20 protein-coding genes and 2 pseudogenes are annotated in these 17,351 nt (G+C 64.9%); 4 read left to right on the top strand and 18 right to left on the bottom strand.

All coding sequences use genetic code 11. The annotated features are described in order from the left end of the window. Positions 1-2: 2 nt before the first annotated feature. From ABID37_RS06085 to ABID37_RS06020, 14 genes and pseudogenes are all read right to left on the bottom strand, one after another. Positions 3-2,006 carry a conjugal transfer protein TraG gene (locus tag ABID37_RS06085; protein ID WP_354193278.1) on the bottom strand — a complete coding sequence of 668 codons (2,004 nt, stop codon included), beginning with the start codon at positions 2,004-2,006 and terminating at the stop codon, positions 3-5. 15 nt (positions 2,007-2,021) lie between these two features. Next, positions 2,022-3,809, bottom strand: coding sequence for a relaxase/mobilization nuclease domain-containing protein (locus ABID37_RS06080; RefSeq protein WP_354193276.1), 1,788 nt, complete (start codon positions 3,807-3,809; stop codon positions 2,022-2,024). Positions 3,810-4,056: 247 nt separating this feature from the next. Continuing rightward, complete coding sequence (locus ABID37_RS06075) at positions 4,057-4,824, bottom strand: lytic transglycosylase domain-containing protein (RefSeq protein ID WP_354193274.1); 768 nt, start codon at positions 4,822-4,824, stop codon at positions 4,057-4,059. Positions 4,825-4,827: 3 nt separating this feature from the next. Then, positions 4,828-5,160, bottom strand: coding sequence for a DUF736 domain-containing protein (locus ABID37_RS06070; RefSeq protein WP_354193273.1), 333 nt, complete (start codon positions 5,158-5,160; stop codon positions 4,828-4,830). A gap of 35 nt (positions 5,161-5,195) precedes the next feature. Beyond that, on the bottom strand, positions 5,196-5,756 hold the full coding sequence (locus ABID37_RS06065) for a S26 family signal peptidase (RefSeq protein WP_354193271.1): 561 nt from the start codon (positions 5,754-5,756) through the stop codon (positions 5,196-5,198). Continuing rightward, a complete protein-coding gene (locus ABID37_RS06060; RefSeq protein ID WP_354193270.1) occupies positions 5,753-6,271 on the bottom strand; it encodes a DUF2840 domain-containing protein in 519 nt (172 codons plus the stop codon). The genes ABID37_RS06065 and ABID37_RS06060 overlap by 4 nt, the downstream gene beginning before the upstream one ends. Before the next feature lie 122 nt (positions 6,272-6,393). Further along, positions 6,394-6,777: pseudogene (locus ABID37_RS06055) on the bottom strand (DNA methyltransferase); the annotation flags it as partial. Next, the gene (parA, locus tag ABID37_RS06050; protein WP_354193269.1) at positions 6,774-7,427 is read right to left on the bottom strand and encodes a ParA family partition ATPase; all 654 of its coding nucleotides are present in this window, start codon (positions 7,425-7,427) and stop codon (positions 6,774-6,776) included. The gene parA and the pseudogene ABID37_RS06055, both read right to left, overlap by 4 nt. Next, the gene (locus ABID37_RS06045) at positions 7,424-8,599 is read right to left on the bottom strand and encodes a replication initiator protein A (RefSeq protein WP_354193268.1); all 1,176 of its coding nucleotides are present in this window, start codon (positions 8,597-8,599) and stop codon (positions 7,424-7,426) included. The genes parA and ABID37_RS06045 overlap by 4 nt, the downstream gene beginning before the upstream one ends. A 12-nt stretch (positions 8,600-8,611) precedes the next feature. Next, positions 8,612-8,893 carry a helix-turn-helix transcriptional regulator gene (locus ABID37_RS06040; protein ID WP_240578778.1) on the bottom strand — a complete coding sequence of 94 codons (282 nt, stop codon included), beginning with the start codon at positions 8,891-8,893 and terminating at the stop codon, positions 8,612-8,614. Between the two features lie 132 nt (positions 8,894-9,025). Further along, a complete protein-coding gene (locus ABID37_RS06035; RefSeq protein WP_354193267.1) occupies positions 9,026-9,676 on the bottom strand; it encodes a DUF2285 domain-containing protein in 651 nt (216 codons plus the stop codon). Continuing rightward, positions 9,660-9,749 (bottom strand): annotated as a pseudogene (locus ABID37_RS06030) (transcriptional regulator domain-containing protein); the annotation flags it as partial. The gene ABID37_RS06035 and the pseudogene ABID37_RS06030, both read right to left, overlap by 17 nt. A 173-nt stretch (positions 9,750-9,922) precedes the next feature. Continuing rightward, positions 9,923-10,186 (bottom strand): DUF2285 domain-containing protein, encoded by a 264-nt coding sequence (locus ABID37_RS06025; protein WP_354193266.1) that lies wholly within the window; start codon positions 10,184-10,186, stop codon positions 9,923-9,925. Positions 10,187-10,314: 128 nt separating this feature from the next. Continuing rightward, positions 10,315-10,560: a helix-turn-helix domain-containing protein gene (locus ABID37_RS06020; RefSeq protein ID WP_354193264.1), complete on the bottom strand. Its 246-nt coding sequence runs from the start codon at positions 10,558-10,560 to the stop codon at positions 10,315-10,317. A gap of 263 nt (positions 10,561-10,823) precedes the next feature. Here ABID37_RS06020 and ABID37_RS06015 point away from each other — a divergent pair, with 263 nt between their 5' ends. Beyond that, entirely contained in the window at positions 10,824-11,264 is a 441-nt protein-coding gene (locus ABID37_RS06015; protein WP_354193262.1) for a hypothetical protein, read from the top strand. Between the two features lie 71 nt (positions 11,265-11,335). Here the strand turns inward: ABID37_RS06015 and ABID37_RS06010 are convergent, their stop codons facing one another. Beyond that, positions 11,336-11,740 (bottom strand): single-stranded DNA-binding protein, encoded by a 405-nt coding sequence (locus ABID37_RS06010; protein WP_354193261.1) that lies wholly within the window; start codon positions 11,738-11,740, stop codon positions 11,336-11,338. A gap of 343 nt (positions 11,741-12,083) precedes the next feature. On the opposite strand from ABID37_RS06010, the gene ABID37_RS06005 reads away from it, so the two are divergent. After that, a complete protein-coding gene (locus ABID37_RS06005) occupies positions 12,084-12,284 on the top strand; it encodes a hypothetical protein (RefSeq protein ID WP_354193260.1) in 201 nt (66 codons plus the stop codon). 139 nt (positions 12,285-12,423) lie between these two features. Here the strand turns inward: ABID37_RS06005 and ABID37_RS06000 are convergent, their stop codons facing one another. Further along, complete coding sequence (locus tag ABID37_RS06000; protein WP_354193259.1) at positions 12,424-13,596, bottom strand: MFS transporter; 1,173 nt, start codon at positions 13,594-13,596, stop codon at positions 12,424-12,426. An 86-nt stretch (positions 13,597-13,682) separates the two neighbouring features. On the opposite strand from ABID37_RS06000, the gene ABID37_RS05995 reads away from it, so the two are divergent. Then, positions 13,683-14,183, top strand: a complete 501-nt coding sequence (locus ABID37_RS05995; RefSeq protein WP_354193258.1) for an Lrp/AsnC family transcriptional regulator — start codon at positions 13,683-13,685, stop codon at positions 14,181-14,183. Between the two features lie 29 nt (positions 14,184-14,212). Here ABID37_RS05995 and ABID37_RS05990 read toward each other — a convergent pair whose 3' ends face one another. Beyond that, positions 14,213-15,124: a DMT family transporter gene (locus ABID37_RS05990; RefSeq protein ID WP_354193257.1), complete on the bottom strand. Its 912-nt coding sequence runs from the start codon at positions 15,122-15,124 to the stop codon at positions 14,213-14,215. 136 nt (positions 15,125-15,260) lie between these two features. Here ABID37_RS05990 and ABID37_RS05985 point away from each other — a divergent pair, with 136 nt between their 5' ends. Continuing rightward, positions 15,261-16,148: a LysR family transcriptional regulator gene (locus tag ABID37_RS05985; protein WP_354193551.1), complete on the top strand. Its 888-nt coding sequence runs from the start codon at positions 15,261-15,263 to the stop codon at positions 16,146-16,148. Between the two features lie 148 nt (positions 16,149-16,296). On the opposite strand, the gene ABID37_RS05980 is transcribed toward ABID37_RS05985, so the two are convergent. After that, positions 16,297-17,229 (bottom strand): DUF2493 domain-containing protein, encoded by a 933-nt coding sequence (locus tag ABID37_RS05980; RefSeq protein WP_435521543.1) that lies wholly within the window; start codon positions 17,227-17,229, stop codon positions 16,297-16,299. Positions 17,230-17,351 lie beyond the last annotated feature (122 nt).

The following is a 17,351-nucleotide window of genomic DNA, read 5'->3' as shown; positions in this document are numbered from 1 at the left end:
CCTCATATATCGATGCCGTCATGCGGATCCATGGCGGCTTGCCGAGCGATGCCGCGCATCTGACGGCGCATGACCTGCCGCTGCCGGGCGCTGTCTACCTGATCGTCACCGAGCAGGTGTCGGAACTCGTCTTCGGGCGCCGGCTCCTTCTTCTCGCGAACGATCTCGACATGCTCCGGCAATTCGGGCTCGCGGCGAAGGCTCGAATTGGCCTTGTCCTCATCCTTCTTCTTCGCGGCCTTTTCGGCGGCCGCGACCAGCGCGGCATCGGGCGCAAGGGGGTTCAGCGCTGACCAGCCATCTGGCCGCGCAGTGACAGCGATCTTCGCCGGGTCGGGCGGCGGCAGGATGCGTTCGGTCATGCGAGGGTCGATATAGTAGCGTGCCTTCTTCGCCCGGATCGGCGGGCTGCCCGCGACCATGACGATCTCGTCGTCCGGCGGGAGCTGCATGATTTCGCCGGGGGTGAGGAGCTGGCGAGCGGTCTCCGAGCGCGACACCATGATGTGGCCGAGCCACGGCGCCAGCCGGCTGCCGGCATAGTTCTGCATCGCCTTCATCTCGGTCGCCGTGCCGAGGGCGTCGGAGACGCGCTTGGCGGTACGCTCGTCATTGGTCGCGAACGAGACCCTGACATGGCAGTTGTCGAGGATGGCGTTGTTCTGGCCGTAGGCTTTCTCGATCTGATTGAGGGATTGTGCGATGAGGAAGCTCTTGATGCCGTAGCCCGCCAGAAACGCCAGCGACGACTCGAAGAAGTCGAGGCGGCCGAGCGCAGGAAACTCGTCCAACAGCAACAGCACGCGATGCCGTCTGTCCTTGGCATGGAGGTCTTCGGTCAGCCGTCGGCCGATCTGGTTGAGGACAAGGCGGATCAGGGGCTTCGTTCGTGAGATGTCCGAGGGCGGCACCACGAGATAGAGTGTCGAGGGCTTCGGATCGGCAATCAGATCGGCGATACGCCAGTCGCAGCGCGAGGTGACGGCCGCGACGACAGGATCGCGGTAGAGACCGAGAAAGCTCATGGCCGTCGACAGCACGCCGGAGCGTTCGTTGTCACTCTTGTTGAGAAGCTCGCGGGCCGACGACGCCACGACGGGGTGCGGCCCGGCCTCGCCTAGATGCCGCGTCGCCATCATCGCGTCCAGCGTGGCCTCGATCGTGCGGCGCGGATCGGAGAGGAAGGCCGCGACGCCGGCGAGCGTCTTGTCCTTCTCCGCATAGAGGACATGCAGGATCGCGCCGACCAGTAGCGAGTGGCTGGTCTTCTCCCAATGCGATCTTTTCTCAAGGCTTCCCTCGGGATCGACCAGCACGTCGGAGATGTTTTGGACGTCGCGCACTTCCCACTCGCCGCGCCGCACCTCGAGCAAGGGATTGTAGGCCGCCGAGGCCACATTGGTCGGATCGAAGAGAAGGACGCGGCCGTGCTTCGCCCGGAAGCCGGCGGTGAGCTGCCAGTTCTCGCCTTTAATATCATGCACAATGCAGCTTCCCGGCCAGGTCAGCAGGCTCGGGACCACGAGCCCGACACCCTTGCCCGATCGTGTCGGCGCGAAACATAAGATGTGCTCGGCGCCGTCGTGCCTCAGATAGTCGCGCTCATAACGGCCCAGGACCACGCCGTCCTGCCCGAGAAGGCCTGCGCTTTCGATCTCGGACCGCTCGGCCCACCGCGCCGAGCCGTAGGTGTCGATGTCGGACGCCTCGCGGGCGCGCATCACCGACATGGTGATGGCGACGGCGATGGAAAGGAATCCGCCCGACGCCGCGATGATGCCGCCCTCGGCGAAGATGCGCGGGGCATAGGCTTCATAGAAATACCACCACCAGAACAGCGCCGGCGGATAATAGACCGGCCAGCCGGCGACCTCGAACCAGGCCGGGCCGAGCTGCGGCTGGAAGCCGAGCCGGAAGGCGACCCATTGCGTGCCGCTCCAGACCGAGACGAGGACGATCAGGAAGACGATGCTGATCTGGCCCCAGAGGATTTTCGTGCCGGACATGGAAGGTTCCTTTCGTCAGAGGCCGAGGTCGCGTTTGCGGCCGAGCGACCAGTCGATGCCGCCGCCGCTTCGGGCGACGCCGGAGATGTGCTGGCCGAGCTTGTGTTCGATCTCGCGGGACCAGGGAACGAGCTGGAAGCCGCGCCCGCCGTCCGGGGCGATGCCTTCGATCACTGCGAAGCGGCCGGAGGAGAGCGAGAGCTGACGGCGATAGGTGCCGGCGACATAATCCCCGGCCTGCGCCTTCACATGCGCAAGGCCGGTCTCGGCCGAGAGCTGCTCGCCCACGGCGTCAAGCTCGCGCCGGCGCAGCGTCGCCAGAAGATTGCGCTGCAGGACGATGCGCTGGCCTTCACGCCGGACGAGGCCCTCGTCTGCGAGATGTTCGGCTCGCGCGTCCATCGCCTCGCGCACCTCGCGGCCGAAGCCGTTCATTCCGAGCGGCATCGGATCGCGCTCGACCAGCCGGTGGTCGAGCCAGGTTGCGCCCGGCGCGGTGATCTGGGTCTGGAGATCGAGGTCGGATCGGTTGGCAAGGACGATGGTGGGCCGGGGATCATCCGGACCGCCGAAGCGGCGGACCTCGACGATGCCGCCGATGGGCGGCGCGTTCTCGAAGGCCTCGATGCCGCGCAGACGGACATGATGGGCGCGTCCGTCGGCGCCGTCGATCACGGCATAGGCTTCGCCGGTCAGCTCGTCATGAAGGCCCTTGTCGACCAGCCGGCCGATGATGGACGGCCCATCCCTGCCGGCGTCGATCGTGAAGTCGGCGACGCCGCGTTCCTCGCCGAGCCCGGCGAAGGCGCGGTGCATGGTCTTGATGATGTCGCCGCGCGCGCCGAGATCGCGCAGCGTCCGTTCCGCGCCCGGCTCGACGAACCATTCGTTGACGCCGGCATCGGCGGCGAGACCCATCTTTTCGAGATGGCGCAGGCGGGCGACGAGCAGGCGGCGGATCTCGGGATCGTCCGGCCCCTTCGCCTCGGGCCGCAGGTCGATATAGCCCAGCTCGTTGGACTGACGCGCGATCTCCCGATCGAGCCGCGTCCAGCGTTCGACTTCCACCTCGCGCGCGAGGCTGGAGCGGATCTCGTGCTCGGGCTTGGGGCCGAGCTCGGCGTCGACCAGATCCTCGGCGCGTCCGCGCAGGCCATGGCTGATATAGTCACGCGAGATGACCAGATCGGCGCCGGTTTCGTCGACACCGCGCACGATGAGATGGACATGCGGGTTGTCGGTGTTCCAGTGATCGACGGCGACCCAATCGAGGCGGGTGCCAAGATCCGCTTCCATTTGTTTGGCGAGATCCCGCGTGAAAGCACGCAGGTCTTCCATGTCGGTGGCGTCTTCGGGGGAGATGATGAAACGGAAATGGTGCCGGTCGTCCTGGCAGCGATCGGCGAAGCCGAGATCGTCGGCACGGTCGTTGTCGGCATCGAACATGACGCCCTTCTCGCCGTCGCGGCTGACGCCTTCGCGCTTCAGATAGGAGAGATGCGCCGAGATCGGCGCGGAGCGAAAGGCGCGGCCCCTGTGACGGGCGATGCGTGTCTGTGCGACGACGCGGCGCCGCGAGCCGAGCAGGTAGCTGCGCGACACGACATTGCGGCCGCGGCCGAAGGTGGAGCGGCCTGCGCCGCCGCCCCGGCGTCCCGATCCCGATGCCGATCCACTGGCGGGCGCATTGCTCGCCTGCCTGGCGGCGCGCAGCACCTGGTTGATGAAGGTCTTGGCGCGCGGCGCGCGGGTCGAGCGCGGCTTGCCGGGGCGGATGCGAAACTCGTTGTCGTCGCCGCTCATGCGTGCCTTCCGAGAGGCACGGCGAAGCCGCCCATACGAAATGCCTTTGATTTTGCTGGCAAAATCGCCCATGCGTATGCACGACCGACCGCCATATGCGCAAAACACCGAGCCATTCCAATGGCTTGACGGTGGCTTGCGCAGGCGCTTTTATCTTGCCGTATTCCAGTCGCCGTGCCCCTTCCGGCGCGCGACCCTTCCTGTCCTTTCCGGCACTCCGCTACAGCGCGAAATCGTGCGATCCAGCTCATGGGGCGTCTCCCGAGCCGGATCGCACGACGAACAGGGCCTCGGCAGGGGCCGGCGCGAGCGAACCGGGCGACGCGGCAGGCGCATCCGAAGGTGCGCCGGCGCTGCGCTCGCCGTGCAAGCCGGGTGCTGTTCCCGTGCTGGTGGGGGCCGTGACGAAGAGGGGAGCGTCACGCCAGTCGGTGACGCGCGGCGGGCCGGCGAGCGCGCCCAGCGCGAGCGGCTCGCCGGCGAGAACGGGCGCGAGCGCGGCGATGTAGTCGCGCGTTTCTAGCGGCAGGCCGCGTTTGCCGGCCAGGTATTCGTCATACCGGCCGGGACCGAAATTGTAGGCGCCGAGCATGTCGGTGACGGTGCGGTAGCGGTCCCACATGGCGCGCAGGTAGGCCGCTCCTGCGAGGATGTTGTCGCGCGGCTGGAACGGATCGCTGCCGAGCAGATGGAGCGCGCGCTGTTCATCCCATGTCGCGGGCATCAGCTGCATCAGGCCCATTGCACCGGCCGACGATACGGCGGTCGGATCACCATTGCTTTCGGCGGCGAGGACGGCCGCGATCCAGCCGGCCGGGATGCCGAAGCGGTGCGCTGCCTCGGCGATGTCGACGGCGTAGGGAGCGCCGGCCGCTGGCTGCGCGGCCTGCACGGTTTCGGCCCGGCTCGCGGGCGCTGGCGCGAGGCCGAGAAGCAGGCCGGAAAGGAGAAGGAAGAGTGCGGGGCGTCGGACGGCGCACGACCGTTCGACGCCGGCAGGACGTTGAACCGCCACCGTTCAGCTCTCCGTCCGCTTCTTCTTCGGCTCGTTGCTATGCAGGCTCCAGGCGGTGTCGTCGTCACCGTCACGGAACAGGTTGGCGCGCAGCCAGCCGATAGGCGGGCTGTAGATTTCGATGGAGACGAACTCGCCGGCCTTCTCGCCGACATGCGACCAGCCGGCGCCGATGTCGAGGCCGTCTTCGTCGCCGAGCAGGATGCGGTAGGCCGGCGCGTTCTCGGCCTCCGACGGCTTGGCCGGAACGAAGGTCAGCGGCTCGTCCATCCCGACTGCGCGGAAGCGTCCCTTGAAGCCGGTTTCCGTGCGGGTGAAATTACCGAGGTTCGCCATGGTCGTGTCTCCTGTGGTTGATGGTTGCGGAAGGCTCACGGCTCCAAGGCCGGATCGGTGAAGCGCCAGCGGAAGCGTCCGTCGCCGTATTCGTCGGTGTAGAGAGGGAGCACGCGGCCGATGACGGTCGAGGCCGGAAGCGCGCCGAAGTAGCGGCCGTCGAGGCTGTCGGGTGCGTCCCAATTCATCAGGAAGATTTCGCCGTCCGCGATGGTGCGGCAGCCCTGCCATTGGGGCAGGTCGCGACCGAAGCGATCGCGCGGCCGCGCGTCGCCATAGGCGTGATCGTAGGCGATGATCGTCAATCCACGGCGGCAGACCTCGGAGCCGGGCAGCGCCAGGACGCGCTTGATGAGCGGGACGCCGCGCGGCAGGTAGCCGCGCGCGGCGAGGAAGGCGGCGAGGTCGTCGGGCGGCAGCACCGCGACCAGATCGCCGACGTCGACCGCGTCGGCCGGGGCGATCTCGTAGAGCCCGATCGGAACGCTCGGCGATGCGTTCCAGATGAAGCGCGGCGCATGGCCGGTGACGACGGGCGTGGCGACCAGAGCCGCACCGGCGAGCATGGCGAGGAGCGTGATGCTGCGCGGGCTCATGGCAGGATGCTCCGGCGCACGCGCCAGGCGTCGTGCTGCTCGCGCGTATAGAGACGCGGTTCCACACCGGCGGTCAGCCGGTTGTGGACGTGCCGCCAATATGCAGGCGCGGCGTCTGCCGGGTGGATGCGAAGCGCCTCGATCGCGTCGATGAGCTGAAGCACGCGCTCGACCTTCGGCCAGCCGTGGAGCTTCAGGAGAAGATCGCCGCCGGGCCGCACGAAGGGAAGCGTCTGGAACGGCTCGCCGCGTCCAATGGCGCGCAGGATGTCGATGCGCGACACGACGGTGCCATAGTCGTTCGACGCCCAGCGAACGAAGGCGAAGACGCTGTTCGGCGCAAAGCCGACGACGCGGCTATGCCGGTCGATCGTCCGCTGGTAGATCGGCTTGCCGAAGCGGATGCGGTGCTCGATGCGGCCTTCCTCCCAGGTGAGGTGAACCAGCGTGGTGAAGGGCGGCGCGTCGTTCGGCCGCGCATGGCCGCCCATGCGGTGGTCATGAAAGTCGGTCATGGCGTGTCTCCGTCGTTCGGCGGAAACTCCCGTGCGAGAAGGTCGCGCAGCATGTCGGCGACAGTGACACCGCGCCGAAAGGCCGCGATCTTGATGCGGCCGCGCAGCGCCGGCGTGATGTGGGTCTGCGGATCGTTGTAGATTTCGCGCCAGGGCGTCTCGGCCGGATAGAACTGGACGGCCAGCTCGTGGACCCGTTTGAAGCGGTCGGCATGAAAGCTCGTGCCGTTCTGCTTCTCCCAGACGATCTCCTGAGCGAGCCGCAACCCGGCGTCGGCGAAGCGGTCGGCGGTCGCCATGAAGCTGCGCAGCGAGCCGAAGACCCACATCGAGCCGGTCGGCGCAAGCGCGGCGCGCGCGAGAGCCAGCCAGCCCTCGACGCGCCGATCCCAGGCGAGCGATGTGTCGCCATAAGGGGGATCGGCCAAGATCATGTCGTAGGGGCCATGCGCCGGCATGCGGTCGCGGCAGTCGCCGGACAGGATGATCTCGGGGAGCACCATCATGGCGCGGCCCTCCCGGTGCCGAGGCGCTCGACCTCGACCGCCAGCGCCGCGATCTCGCGCGCGGCGGGCGACTGGCGGTCGATGTCCGAGGCGAGCCGTCCGGTCTGGGCAGCGTCGGCGAAGACGACGCGCTGCCCGACCGTGGCGGCGAGCAGGGGCGGATCGTGGTCGGCCAGCGTCTCGGCCGTCTCGCGGGCGATGACGGTGCGCGCGCCGCAGCGATTGAGCACGAAGCGGGCGACGAGCTGCGGCCGGTAGATGCGGGCCTCGGCGAGCAGCACCAGCATCTCGGCCGACGCCCAGCCGTCGAGCGGCGACGGCTGCACCGGGATCAGCACGAGATCGGCGGCGAGCAGCGCGGAGCGCATGAGGCCGGCGACACGCGGTGGGCCGTCTATGACGACGTGATCGACTTCGCGGGCAAGTTCGGGGGCCTCGCGGTGCAGCGTGTCGCGCGCCAGGCCGACGACGCCGAACAGGCGCGGCAGGCCCTCGCGCGGGCGTTGCTGGGACCAGTCGAGGGCCGAGCCCTGCGGGTCGGCGTCGACCAGGGTAACGCGGCTCCCGCCCACCGCCAGCTCGCCGGCGAGATGGAGCGCGAGCGTGGTCTTCCCGACCCCGCCTTTCTGGTTGAGGAGCGCCACGATCATCGGCGGCCTCCCGGCGGATCGAGAGGGAGGAGCGGGTCAATGGGGTCGGAAGGGTCCAGGCGGTCGAACGGGGTCGGCGATCTGCTGGACGCGGCGCTCGAACGGCCCGACTTCACGGCAGCGTCGAGGCTCCGGGCGGTCTCACGGATGAGGTTTTCCACATCGCGCGCGCGCCCTTTAAAGTTATTCTTATTGTTAGACTCTAAGTTAAGGCCCGGAATCGTCGTGTCTGGCCAAAGGGTTAGCTGGTGTCGCTGCGTGTGATCTCCCGATGGCCCTGCGTGTGATCTCCCGATGGTCCTTGCGTGTGATCTCCCGATCGTTTCCACAGGATTATCCACAGGCCCTGTGGATAAGTGCGCCGGCAGGATACGCAGCATCTCGCGGCCGCCATCATGCTCGATGCGCAGGCGGTAGCCGGGCAATGGCTGACGTGCGGCGATGCGGCGGATCTGGAGCGCGAAGTCGGAGACGCGCGCCAGGCTGCCGGATTTCTCATGCAGGTGATGGAGGTCGAAGACCCAGCCCTGCGGCTGGCGGCCGGCATGCTTGCGGGCGACGCGGTAGAGCCAGCGTTCGATGCCGCCCTTGAGACGGAAATAGGCGCGGTCGATGGCGAGGACCAGCGAGCGGTCGACGACGCCGCGATAGAACCAGTCGGGCAGGACCAGCTCCATGCCTTCGACGCGGCCGTCATGGCGCGTGAGTTCCTCCCATTCGTTCACCCAGGAGAATTGGTGCCGCCGCCAATGCTCGCCGTTGCGGATGGTGGTGCGGATCGAGGTCGATTGCAGGCGGGCGAGCGCGGCCTTGAGCAGCTTGTAGTCGCTGGCGCCGGTCTCGCGCCCGATGGCGGTCAGAAGGTGAAAGGGAATGAAGCGGAGGGAGCGGGAGGTGCCCAAGCCGAGATTCTCGGCCTCGACGATCTGCCCCGCGGCCCAGATGAGGATGTCCGCATCCCAGATGGTCGCCATGCCATGCTGCGGCACGGCGAGAACCTCGACACGCACGGCACCGGCCTCGTAGAGGATCGGCACGGTGCGCCGTGATTTCGCCAGCGAGAAGAACGGGCGCTCCATCAGGTCGCGCTGGTCGCGCGGGCTGGCGTCGCCCGTCGCGATGACAAAGGGATCGAGGCGCGTGCGCTCGGAGGCGGGAAGGCGTCGGGACATGCGTGACGGCCCTCAGCGCGCGGAGCGACCGGGCGCGGGATAGTGCTGCCTGTTGCCCGGCAGGGCGGGCAGCACGCTGCCGCGCGGATCGGAGGTCGAGGCGACCGTGCCGCGCTCGGCCCAGGCTTCGAGTTCGTCGATCGCGTAGACGACGCGGCCGCCGAGCTTGCGGAACAGCGGCCCGGTGCCATAGGTCCGGTGCTTTTCCAGCGTGCGGGGCGAGAGACCGAGAAAGTCTGCGGCTTCCCTTGTGCGCAGAAAGCGCGGCGGCAGGAGAGCGGGATTGGGGTGCATGGATGCCTCCGTGGCTCTGGGGGATGCCGCTCGGGGCGAGCGGCGGTCAGGGGTCACGGTGGCGAAGAAGCGGGGCGCAGGGAGTGGGGGATTTAAGGGAGTGTCAAATATCCCCACCCTGACCGGGAGTGGTCAGGGGCGGCGGCGGAAGCGCAGAAGCTTGAGATAACCGCCCGCGATCATGGCGGTGCCGTCACGGAGGAGATCGCGCACCGTGTCGCGGAGTGGCGAGGATTGCCAGTGCTCCTCGGCGATGCGTTCGACGCCGAACAGAACCTGGGCGATCTCGCGCTGGCTGGCGCGATGCTGGCGGGCGTCGACGGCGCGCAGCATCACCTTGAGGCGTCGTCGCTGCTGCGCGGTCATGCGCTGATCGGGTGGAACACGGTAGCCGGCCAAGTGACGCAGCAGGCGATCCAGCGCGGCGACGCGGTCGAGACCGTCGCGGTCGAGCGCGATAGCAACCGATATCGGATCGTCGGGCCGAATCTCGGGATCGGCGATCAGGTGCAGGCCAGGGCCGATCTCGCGCAGGAGGAGATGGAGTTCGTCTGGCGCGATCCTCTTCTCACCGGCAAGGAAGGCGCGCAGGGTGACGGCTCCCTCCCGCGCGGGCGCCAGGTTGCCCGCCACCCGCAGAATAGTGGTGTCGGCGGTCTCGCTCCAGAAGATCGGTTGGTCGCCTGCTGTCAGACGTGGCCGGGCCGCGAAATCGCAGCCCCCAGCGGCTCTCCATCGGTTCGGGGAGCGGCTGGCCGAGGCGGTCTGCGCGCCACAGGTCACGATAGTCTTGCTGATAGTCGCCGTTCCGGCGCAGACACTCCCAGGCGAGATGATCGACGCCTGCCTCGTCCATAAACCCATAAGCGGACTCTGCCCGCCAGCGCGACGTGTCGGGTCTCATGATATTCCTCCCAGGCTACGAACGCAGGTCAAACAGGAAGATGATCCGGTCGGGTTGCGCACCGCGCAAGTGCCTCGGGCCGCAAACCGCCTTGCCTTGTCAGCAATGCGACGGGCTACGAAACTTCAGTTCAGGCGGCCGAGGCGCAGGATCTTGTAGCCGTGTTCGGTCATCCAGTGGGCGCGGGCGAGGTGCGTATCGTGTACCCGGCGCGCGCGCTCAGGCTCGGTGCCGGGGTCGATGCCGAACAGGATTTCGACGGCTTCCTGCCAGTCGGCGCCATCCGCCTCGGCATCGAGCAGGCGACAATAGAGCTTCACATGCGTGCGGTCGTAGTCGGTGAGAAAATCGCCGTTGGGCGCTTCATCACGAAAGGATAGCGTCGCCATTGCGCCCTTTCCCCAATTGCGACGTCTGGTGCGATGGCGCGCACAATATCACAATGACGTGATTGGTAAACGGCGATTCACCATAACGCACACGCATGCGGCATCGCGTCCGGTTTGGGGAAATGGCGTCAGCGACGCCCAGTGCTCGGGACATCCAGCATCACTCCGATATGCCGGTCGGAATTGATGAAGACAATGCCTGCCGCTTCCAACGCCCTGCGAACCCTGTCGGCAGTGCTTTCGAAGACGCGCTCACCATTGACCGACTCCATGCGCTTGAGCGCGGTCAGAGATACGGTGGCCCTGTCTGCGAGCGTCTCCTGTGTCCAACCCAGCAATGCGCGCGCGGCCCGAGTTTGATGGGCGGTGATCATACACGATCACCTCCCACCGGCACTGAGTCTCGCGCCAGAACTACGGCTATAATAGTCGTAGTTTACGAAAGAATCGAGCCATAATCGCTCGCCGGGGCAGTCATGCGAACGTAAGAGATATCGAGTGATTCGGCTGGCCGAGCGCCGCGTCCACCACAACTCGCCTATCCAGCCGTCTTGTTGCCCCCTTCACGGGATAGCTTGTCGATTGACGATCAAAACTGGACGCTGGGCCCCCCAACAAAAGTGCGAGAGTATCTCAATTGCAGTTTGTCGCTGCTCTGTTCACCATCTTCTTTATGACCATGGTTGCGGCGTCGGGAGTCGCCTTGTCCCAGGGGACAACCACAACGCCGGTTCAGCTATCTGAACCAAAGGTGATCATGGAAGCCGATCCGTTGCCGCCTTTCACCTATTGGGCGCCGGAGAATTCGACGATCCGCAAACATCCACGCCTTTCCGGCGTCTGGATCGCTGAGACGGCGGATGGTCCGCGGATCTACTATTTTGGCGACAGGTGCCGAGCTTCGGAGTTTCAGGGTTTTATCGGCAAACAGCTTGATGCGCTCCCTGAAAGGCCGGCTGACGCAACATGGCGAATGGCGTGCTCGATATGCGCGGTAACGTCGGATCTCGGCCGTGAACGGATGAACGTTTTCTACGACGATGTTTCACGCAAGATCACATCGATCTCCTGCGGGTAGACCCGAGTAAATATCCGGGAAAACATGAGGAAAACCCGGCGGCTTGCGCCGCCGGGTTCCATCTCTTCCCGCTAGAACGGTATTTCGTCGTCGTAGTCGGGCTGGCTGCCATTGTTGTTTTCAGTCTGCTTTGCCCGGCTCAGGAAATCGACCGTCTCGGCGATGATCTCGCAGCCGTAGCGGTCGTTGCCCTGCTGGTCCTTCCACTTCGTGTAGTGGATGCGCCCGCGGACCAGAACCTTCATGCCTTTCTCACAGTATTGCTGGACCGTCTTGCCGAGGCCGTTGAAGCAGGTGATCCGGTGCCATTCGGTATCCTGAACCCGGTAGCCGTTCTCGTCGCGGACGACCTTGCCTTCCGAGTAGCGGGGGCGCGAGGTGGCCAGGGTGAAGTGGGTGATGCTGGTGCCGCCCTGGGTGGTGCGGGTTTCGGGGTCCTGACCGATGTTGCCGGCGAGAATGACGATGTTCTGCATTTTCAAGTCTCCGTTGCTTCTCGGAGGGACCATCCCTCCGACGAGACCCGGCCAAGGCCGGCGGGAGACGCCTGCAACTGCCTGCTCGCTGGCAGCTCGCCCATAAGGCCCGGAGTGGAGCGGGCAGCCGCGCTTGCGCGGCAACACGGTCCGGAGCCGCGTGGGTTGCGGCCGGAAACCGCACGGACTTAGGGGATCAGTCAGTCGGAGGGATGGCGCCGCTGAAAGCACGAATACGGGGACGCGCGACAGAACCATCATCCTTGCCAACAGCGAACAGACCGGCCCAGAAGCTGGGACATCGGGCAGACCCAACTCTCACTCCTTCTTCCACCAACCATCCTTGCGCGCGCCGCTGGAAGTCGTCTGTGATGAGAACAGCCCGGAATCGGGTTTCGGATACGGTATGGCGACGCATCGGTTGAAATGGCTCGCGCCGGGCCAGAGGCAAAGCGGCGAGAATCATGACGGTGAACGCATTCGCATCCAATGGTTGGATTTGCAGGTAACGATCACCTGGCGGCTGCCGGGTTTATGCCGATGACAGATTTCCGTGTCGGGCGAATCAGACTGAAAACGACGGCGGCAAGGCAGGGTTGATATGATCGCCGTGTTCGCGCGAGAGCTGTCATTCGCGGGAGTAGTTTGCGCTCTATTCTGCCCGATCCGGACCGTGTTGGTCTCTATTCAGCGGGCACCGCTGCATATTCGTCATGGGAGCCCGCCCAGGCGACCGCAGCCAGCCCAAGAGCCACGAGCGAAAGGATTGCCCCCGCCCAGTTCGGAGACGCAAGGCCGAAGCCGGCCGCAATCGTCGCGCCGCCGGCCCATGCGCCGATGGCGTTGCCGAGGTTGAACATGCCGATATTGACCGAGGCGGCCATGGTGGGCGCGCCAGCGCGGCTGGCGCGGTCCATCACCAGTTTCTGGATCGGGGAGACGGTTGCAAATCCAAAGGCGGCCATAAGGAATACCGAGACATAGGCGACGACGCCATTGCCGACGCCGAGCCAGAACACGATCAATACAGCAGCCTGCGCCGCAAGTGTCACGAACAGAGTTCCGAAGAGCGATCGATCCGCGAAGCGGCCGCCCACCCAGTAGCCGACGGCCAGCCCGAGGCCGAAGAGCACCATCAGCCAGGCTATGGCGGGATCGGAGAATCCTGCTTCTTCGGCCATCATCGGGGCGATGTAGGTGATGGAGGTAAAAAAGGCGGCAGGGCCGAAGATGGTGATGCCCATAGCCAGCAGAACCTGAGGGTCGACGAAGGCGTGCAGTTCTTCCTTCAGGGCGATGGCCTTGCCCGCGTCGATCCGCGGCACCAGCAGCGTGACGCTGAGAATGGTGACAAGACCGATGCCGGCGATGAGCCAGAACACCAGCCGCCAATCATAGACCTGCGCGAGCCATGTGCCGGCAGGCACGCCGAAAAGATTTGCCAATGTCAGTCCCGAGAACATGAGGGCGATGGCGCTTGCCTGCCGATCCTTCGCAACCAGCGAGGCGGCGATGATCGAGCCGATGCCGAAGAAAGCGCCGTGGTTGAACGCGGTCAGGATGCGGCCCGCCAGCGCGATCGGGAAAGTCGGCGCGAGCGCGGTGAGGACATTTCCCAGCGTGAAGATGAGGGCCAGGCCGATCAACATCGTCTTGCGCGGGATTTTCGCGCCGAGAACGGTCAGGATTGGCGCACCGACGAAAACGCCCAGGGCATAGGTGGTGGCCATCAGGCCGGCGGTCGGAATGTCGACGCCGAAATCACTGGCGATCTGCGGCAGGATGCCGGCGATGACGAATTCGGTCAGGCCGATACCGAACGCGCCGATCGCCAGCGCGAACAGGGCGGCTGGCATGAGATGTCTCCATTTACGGATTTCAATCCGAACATTGTTCGGCTATAATCCCTATATGAGACATCGTGTTCGGAGATAAAGCCGGAATGGGCGCAGTAGGGAAAGAAACAGACGTCGTTCGGCAGACGAGGCATCATCCGGCCGAACTCGACCTGATCGACCGAAAGATATTAGGTGCGCTCGCGGAAGATGCCTCACGGAGCTACGCTGAACTCAGCAGCATCGTGAATTTATCCGCGCCTGCCGTGCATGACCGGGTCAAGCGCCTCAAGCGCGATGGCGTAATCAAGAGCACCGTGGCGATACTCGACGGCTGCAAACTTGGCCGAACCTTGCTGACCTTCCTCGTGGTCGACACCAGCAGCTACAACGCCACGCGCCAGTTACTGACGTTCGTCAACAGACCTGAAGTCGAGGAACTGCATACTGTCGCCGGCGACGGATGCGTTTTCGTGAAGGTACGGGCAGCCGATACCGAGTCCCTGGAAGAATTCCTGATGGAGATCCAGAGCCTCGAAGGCGTCCGATCCTTGCGCAGCTACATCGCCCTGTCGACGTTTCTCGAAAGAGGGCCGTCGCCAGACTGACCAACTCGTCCGGGGTATGAAACTTCCCTCTAGCGCCGGATGACGATGATCCCCGCAAGGGCAATGAGGGCCATGCCCAGCATGGATGCCAGATCGAGACGTTCCGAGAACAGCACGACACCCCATAGCACCGCGAAAGCGAGATAAGAGAAATCCCAGGTGGAGACGATGGAGGGCGGCCCCGATTGGTAGGCGATGGCGGTTCCGACGCTGCCGATCAGCATCGTTCCGCTCAAAAGCAGGATCAACGCCCATTGCCCCGCGTCCATCGGAAGCCAGGCGCCCATGAACAGGCCCGGTGTGGCCGCCTCATCTTCGGCAAAACCTGCGAGACTTGCCCCGCCGCCAAGGACGATCGCGATCAGGTTGAAGACCAGCGCCAGGATGAACGGGTTTTCGGAGCGGGTTTTGGTGCGCGTCACCACCATCCCCAGCGCGTAAAGGATGGCCGAGGCAAGCGGCATCAGCGCGTGAATGTTCAAATCCCCGGCTTCGGGCTTCAGCATCAACAGCACCCCGCCGAAACCGATGGCCACCCCTGTCCACCCCTTCGGCCCGACCGGCTCCCTGATCCAGATGGCCGCAAACAGGGTGATGAACAGCGGGATCGTGTAATAAACCGCTGCCGCCATCGAGAGGTCGAGACGCGGCAAGGAGGCGTAGTAGAAGAGCAAGCTTGCAAGCAGCAGGGCGCTGCGCAGCGTGGTCCACCCCGGATGGACAGGTCGCAAGGACACTTGCGGGAAACGCCATCTCAGGACGGCGACCAGCAGGGGCAGCGTGACGCAAGCCCGCAACAGGACGAACTGCGACAGGGGCATGTTCGAGATCGTGACCTTGATGATCGCATCGGCGATGGAAAGCGTCAGGCAGGTAAACACCATTACCGCCACGGCGAAGCCTACCCTGTCCACCTTCGGAATTGCCTGACCGATCGTCATTCATGCTCCTTTGTCGGCGGGAGGTTAGCGTTCCGAGATAAATCTGATAATGCGGTCACTACAGAAATACTGTCCGAAAATACGGACAATCAGAACGTAGGATATGAAAGCCAAGACGATGGACAGCGTGAACGACATGATCCTTCTGGCCGAGGTTGCAGAAACGGGCAGTTTCACGCAGGCGGGGCTGCGGATAGGGATGCCGAAGTCCACCATAAGCCAGCGAATCGCCCAGCTTGAGGAACGGTTGGGGCTGCGGCTTCTGAACCGCTCCACCCGCCATGTCAGCCTCACTGGCCCAGGTCAGATCTATCTCGACTACTGCCGCCGTGTCCGGACCGAGGTCGCGGCCGCAGCCGTCGCAATAGGCAATCTGAAAGAGCAGCCGGTCGGGACGTTGCGCATCACCTGCCCCGAGGTGACGGCCAGCCACTTCATGCCGGCCTTCCTTCAGGGCTTTGCCGTGGCATATCCCCGGATCGCTGTTGAGTTGATCGCCACGAACAGGAATGTCGACATCATCCGGGAGCGGATCGATTTCGCGTTCCGCGTCGGCGTTGTCACCGGCCAGGATATGATCCTGCGGCGGATTTCTTCCATCCGGCGGATACTGGTCGCCGCGCCGTCCTATCTGGAGACGAGCCCGCCGCTCAGGGAGCCTGCAGAATTACTGCTCCATCGCTGCCTGATCCATGATGCGCAGCCGGAATGGATATTGTGTGCGCGTGATGTGCGATGGGCGCAGCGTCTTCCTGTCGCTACCGTATCGGATTCGATGGGCTTCCTGCTTCAAAGCGCCATAGAAGGTGGCGGGGTCGCGCTTCTTCCGGCCTATATATGCCAGCCCGCGCTGACAACTCATCGCCTGATCGAGCTGTTGCCGGACTGGGACATACCACCATACGAGATGATGCTGGCCTTTCCCAATGTGAGGAACCAGTCAAGGGCGCAGGCCGCGTTCCGCGCCTATGTGAACGGTTGTGATTTCTCGGCATTCGGCGGTGCGCCCAGCCGACGCCGGTGAGTTCAGAGTGTTAAGAGTAAGCTCGTCGTTGAGAATATCGCGTCTATCGCCCGCTTCTGATGTGAATGTCAGTCCATGGTTTTAGCCAGAATTGGGTCGGAAGCAGAAATCTGACGAGGATTCGACCGAGGCGACCGCCCGGCGGCGCTTACGCTCCGCCATCGAACTTCATGACGGGGATGCCGAGCTTGCGAGCCTTGTCGGCAAGGTTTTCCTGAATCCCCGATCCCGGAAAAACGAGGACACCGACGGGCAGGACGTCGAGCAGCGCGTCGTTGCGCTTGAAGGGCGCGGACTTGCCATGCTTCGTCCAGTCAGGCTTGAAGGCGACCTGCGGCACCTTGCGATTGTCCGCCCATTTCGCGGCGATCAATTCGGCGCCCTTGGGCGAACCGCCATGCAGCAGCACCATGTCGGCGTGCTTTGCGCGAACCTGATCGAGCTTCGCCCAGATGAGGTTGTGGTCATTGTAGTCGAGACCGCCGGTCAGGGCGACCTTGGGACCGGGGGGCAGCATCACCTCGGTCTCGGCCCGGCGCTTCGCGGCCAGGAAGTCGCGGCTGTCGATCATCGCGGCGGTGAGATTGCGATAGTTGACCATTGAGCCGGTGCGAGGGCGCCAGGCGGTGCCGGTGTGGCGCTCGAACTGTTCGGCGGCGATGTCGCGGAAGAGTTCCATGCTGTTGCGCCGTTCGATGAATGTCTGCCCTTCTGCCGTCAGGCGTTCCAGCTCGACGGACTTCACCTCGCTGCCGTCCTGTTCCCGCTGAAGACGGCGCTGCGCCAGCTCGTTATCATCCAGGTTGCGCTCTACCCGGCCGGTGGCGCGATGGAAGACATTGACGGTCGACCAGAGCAATTCGTCAAGGTCGGGTTCGAGGCGGGTATCGCCGAGCGTGGCGATCAGGGCGTCGAAGATATCCGCGACGGCGCCGGCGACGGCGTTGCCTTCGGGAAGCGGCCTCGGGTCCGCTTCATCCTGAAACGGACGCCAGCCGTAAAGCTGGAGTTCGGTGAGGACATGATCGGTGGGGGAAGAGGTGTGAACCAGCCCGAAACCCGTATCGTCGTCTTCGTGCATCATCGGGAGCTTCCTTCGTCTGGAGCCGCGCCCATCGCGGCCTTCGCAGGCGTCGAAAGCCCACGGGCGGGACGGGCTGACACCCCCGCGCTCCCGCGAGGGCTCGATGGCCGGGTACGGGC

The organism is Aquamicrobium terrae (assembly GCF_040545735.1).
GTDB lineage: Bacteria > Pseudomonadota > Alphaproteobacteria > Rhizobiales > Rhizobiaceae > Mesorhizobium > Mesorhizobium terrae_A.
Note: the sequence above shows the minus strand (reverse complement) of the source record. Positions and strands in the feature narration are given on the sequence as shown.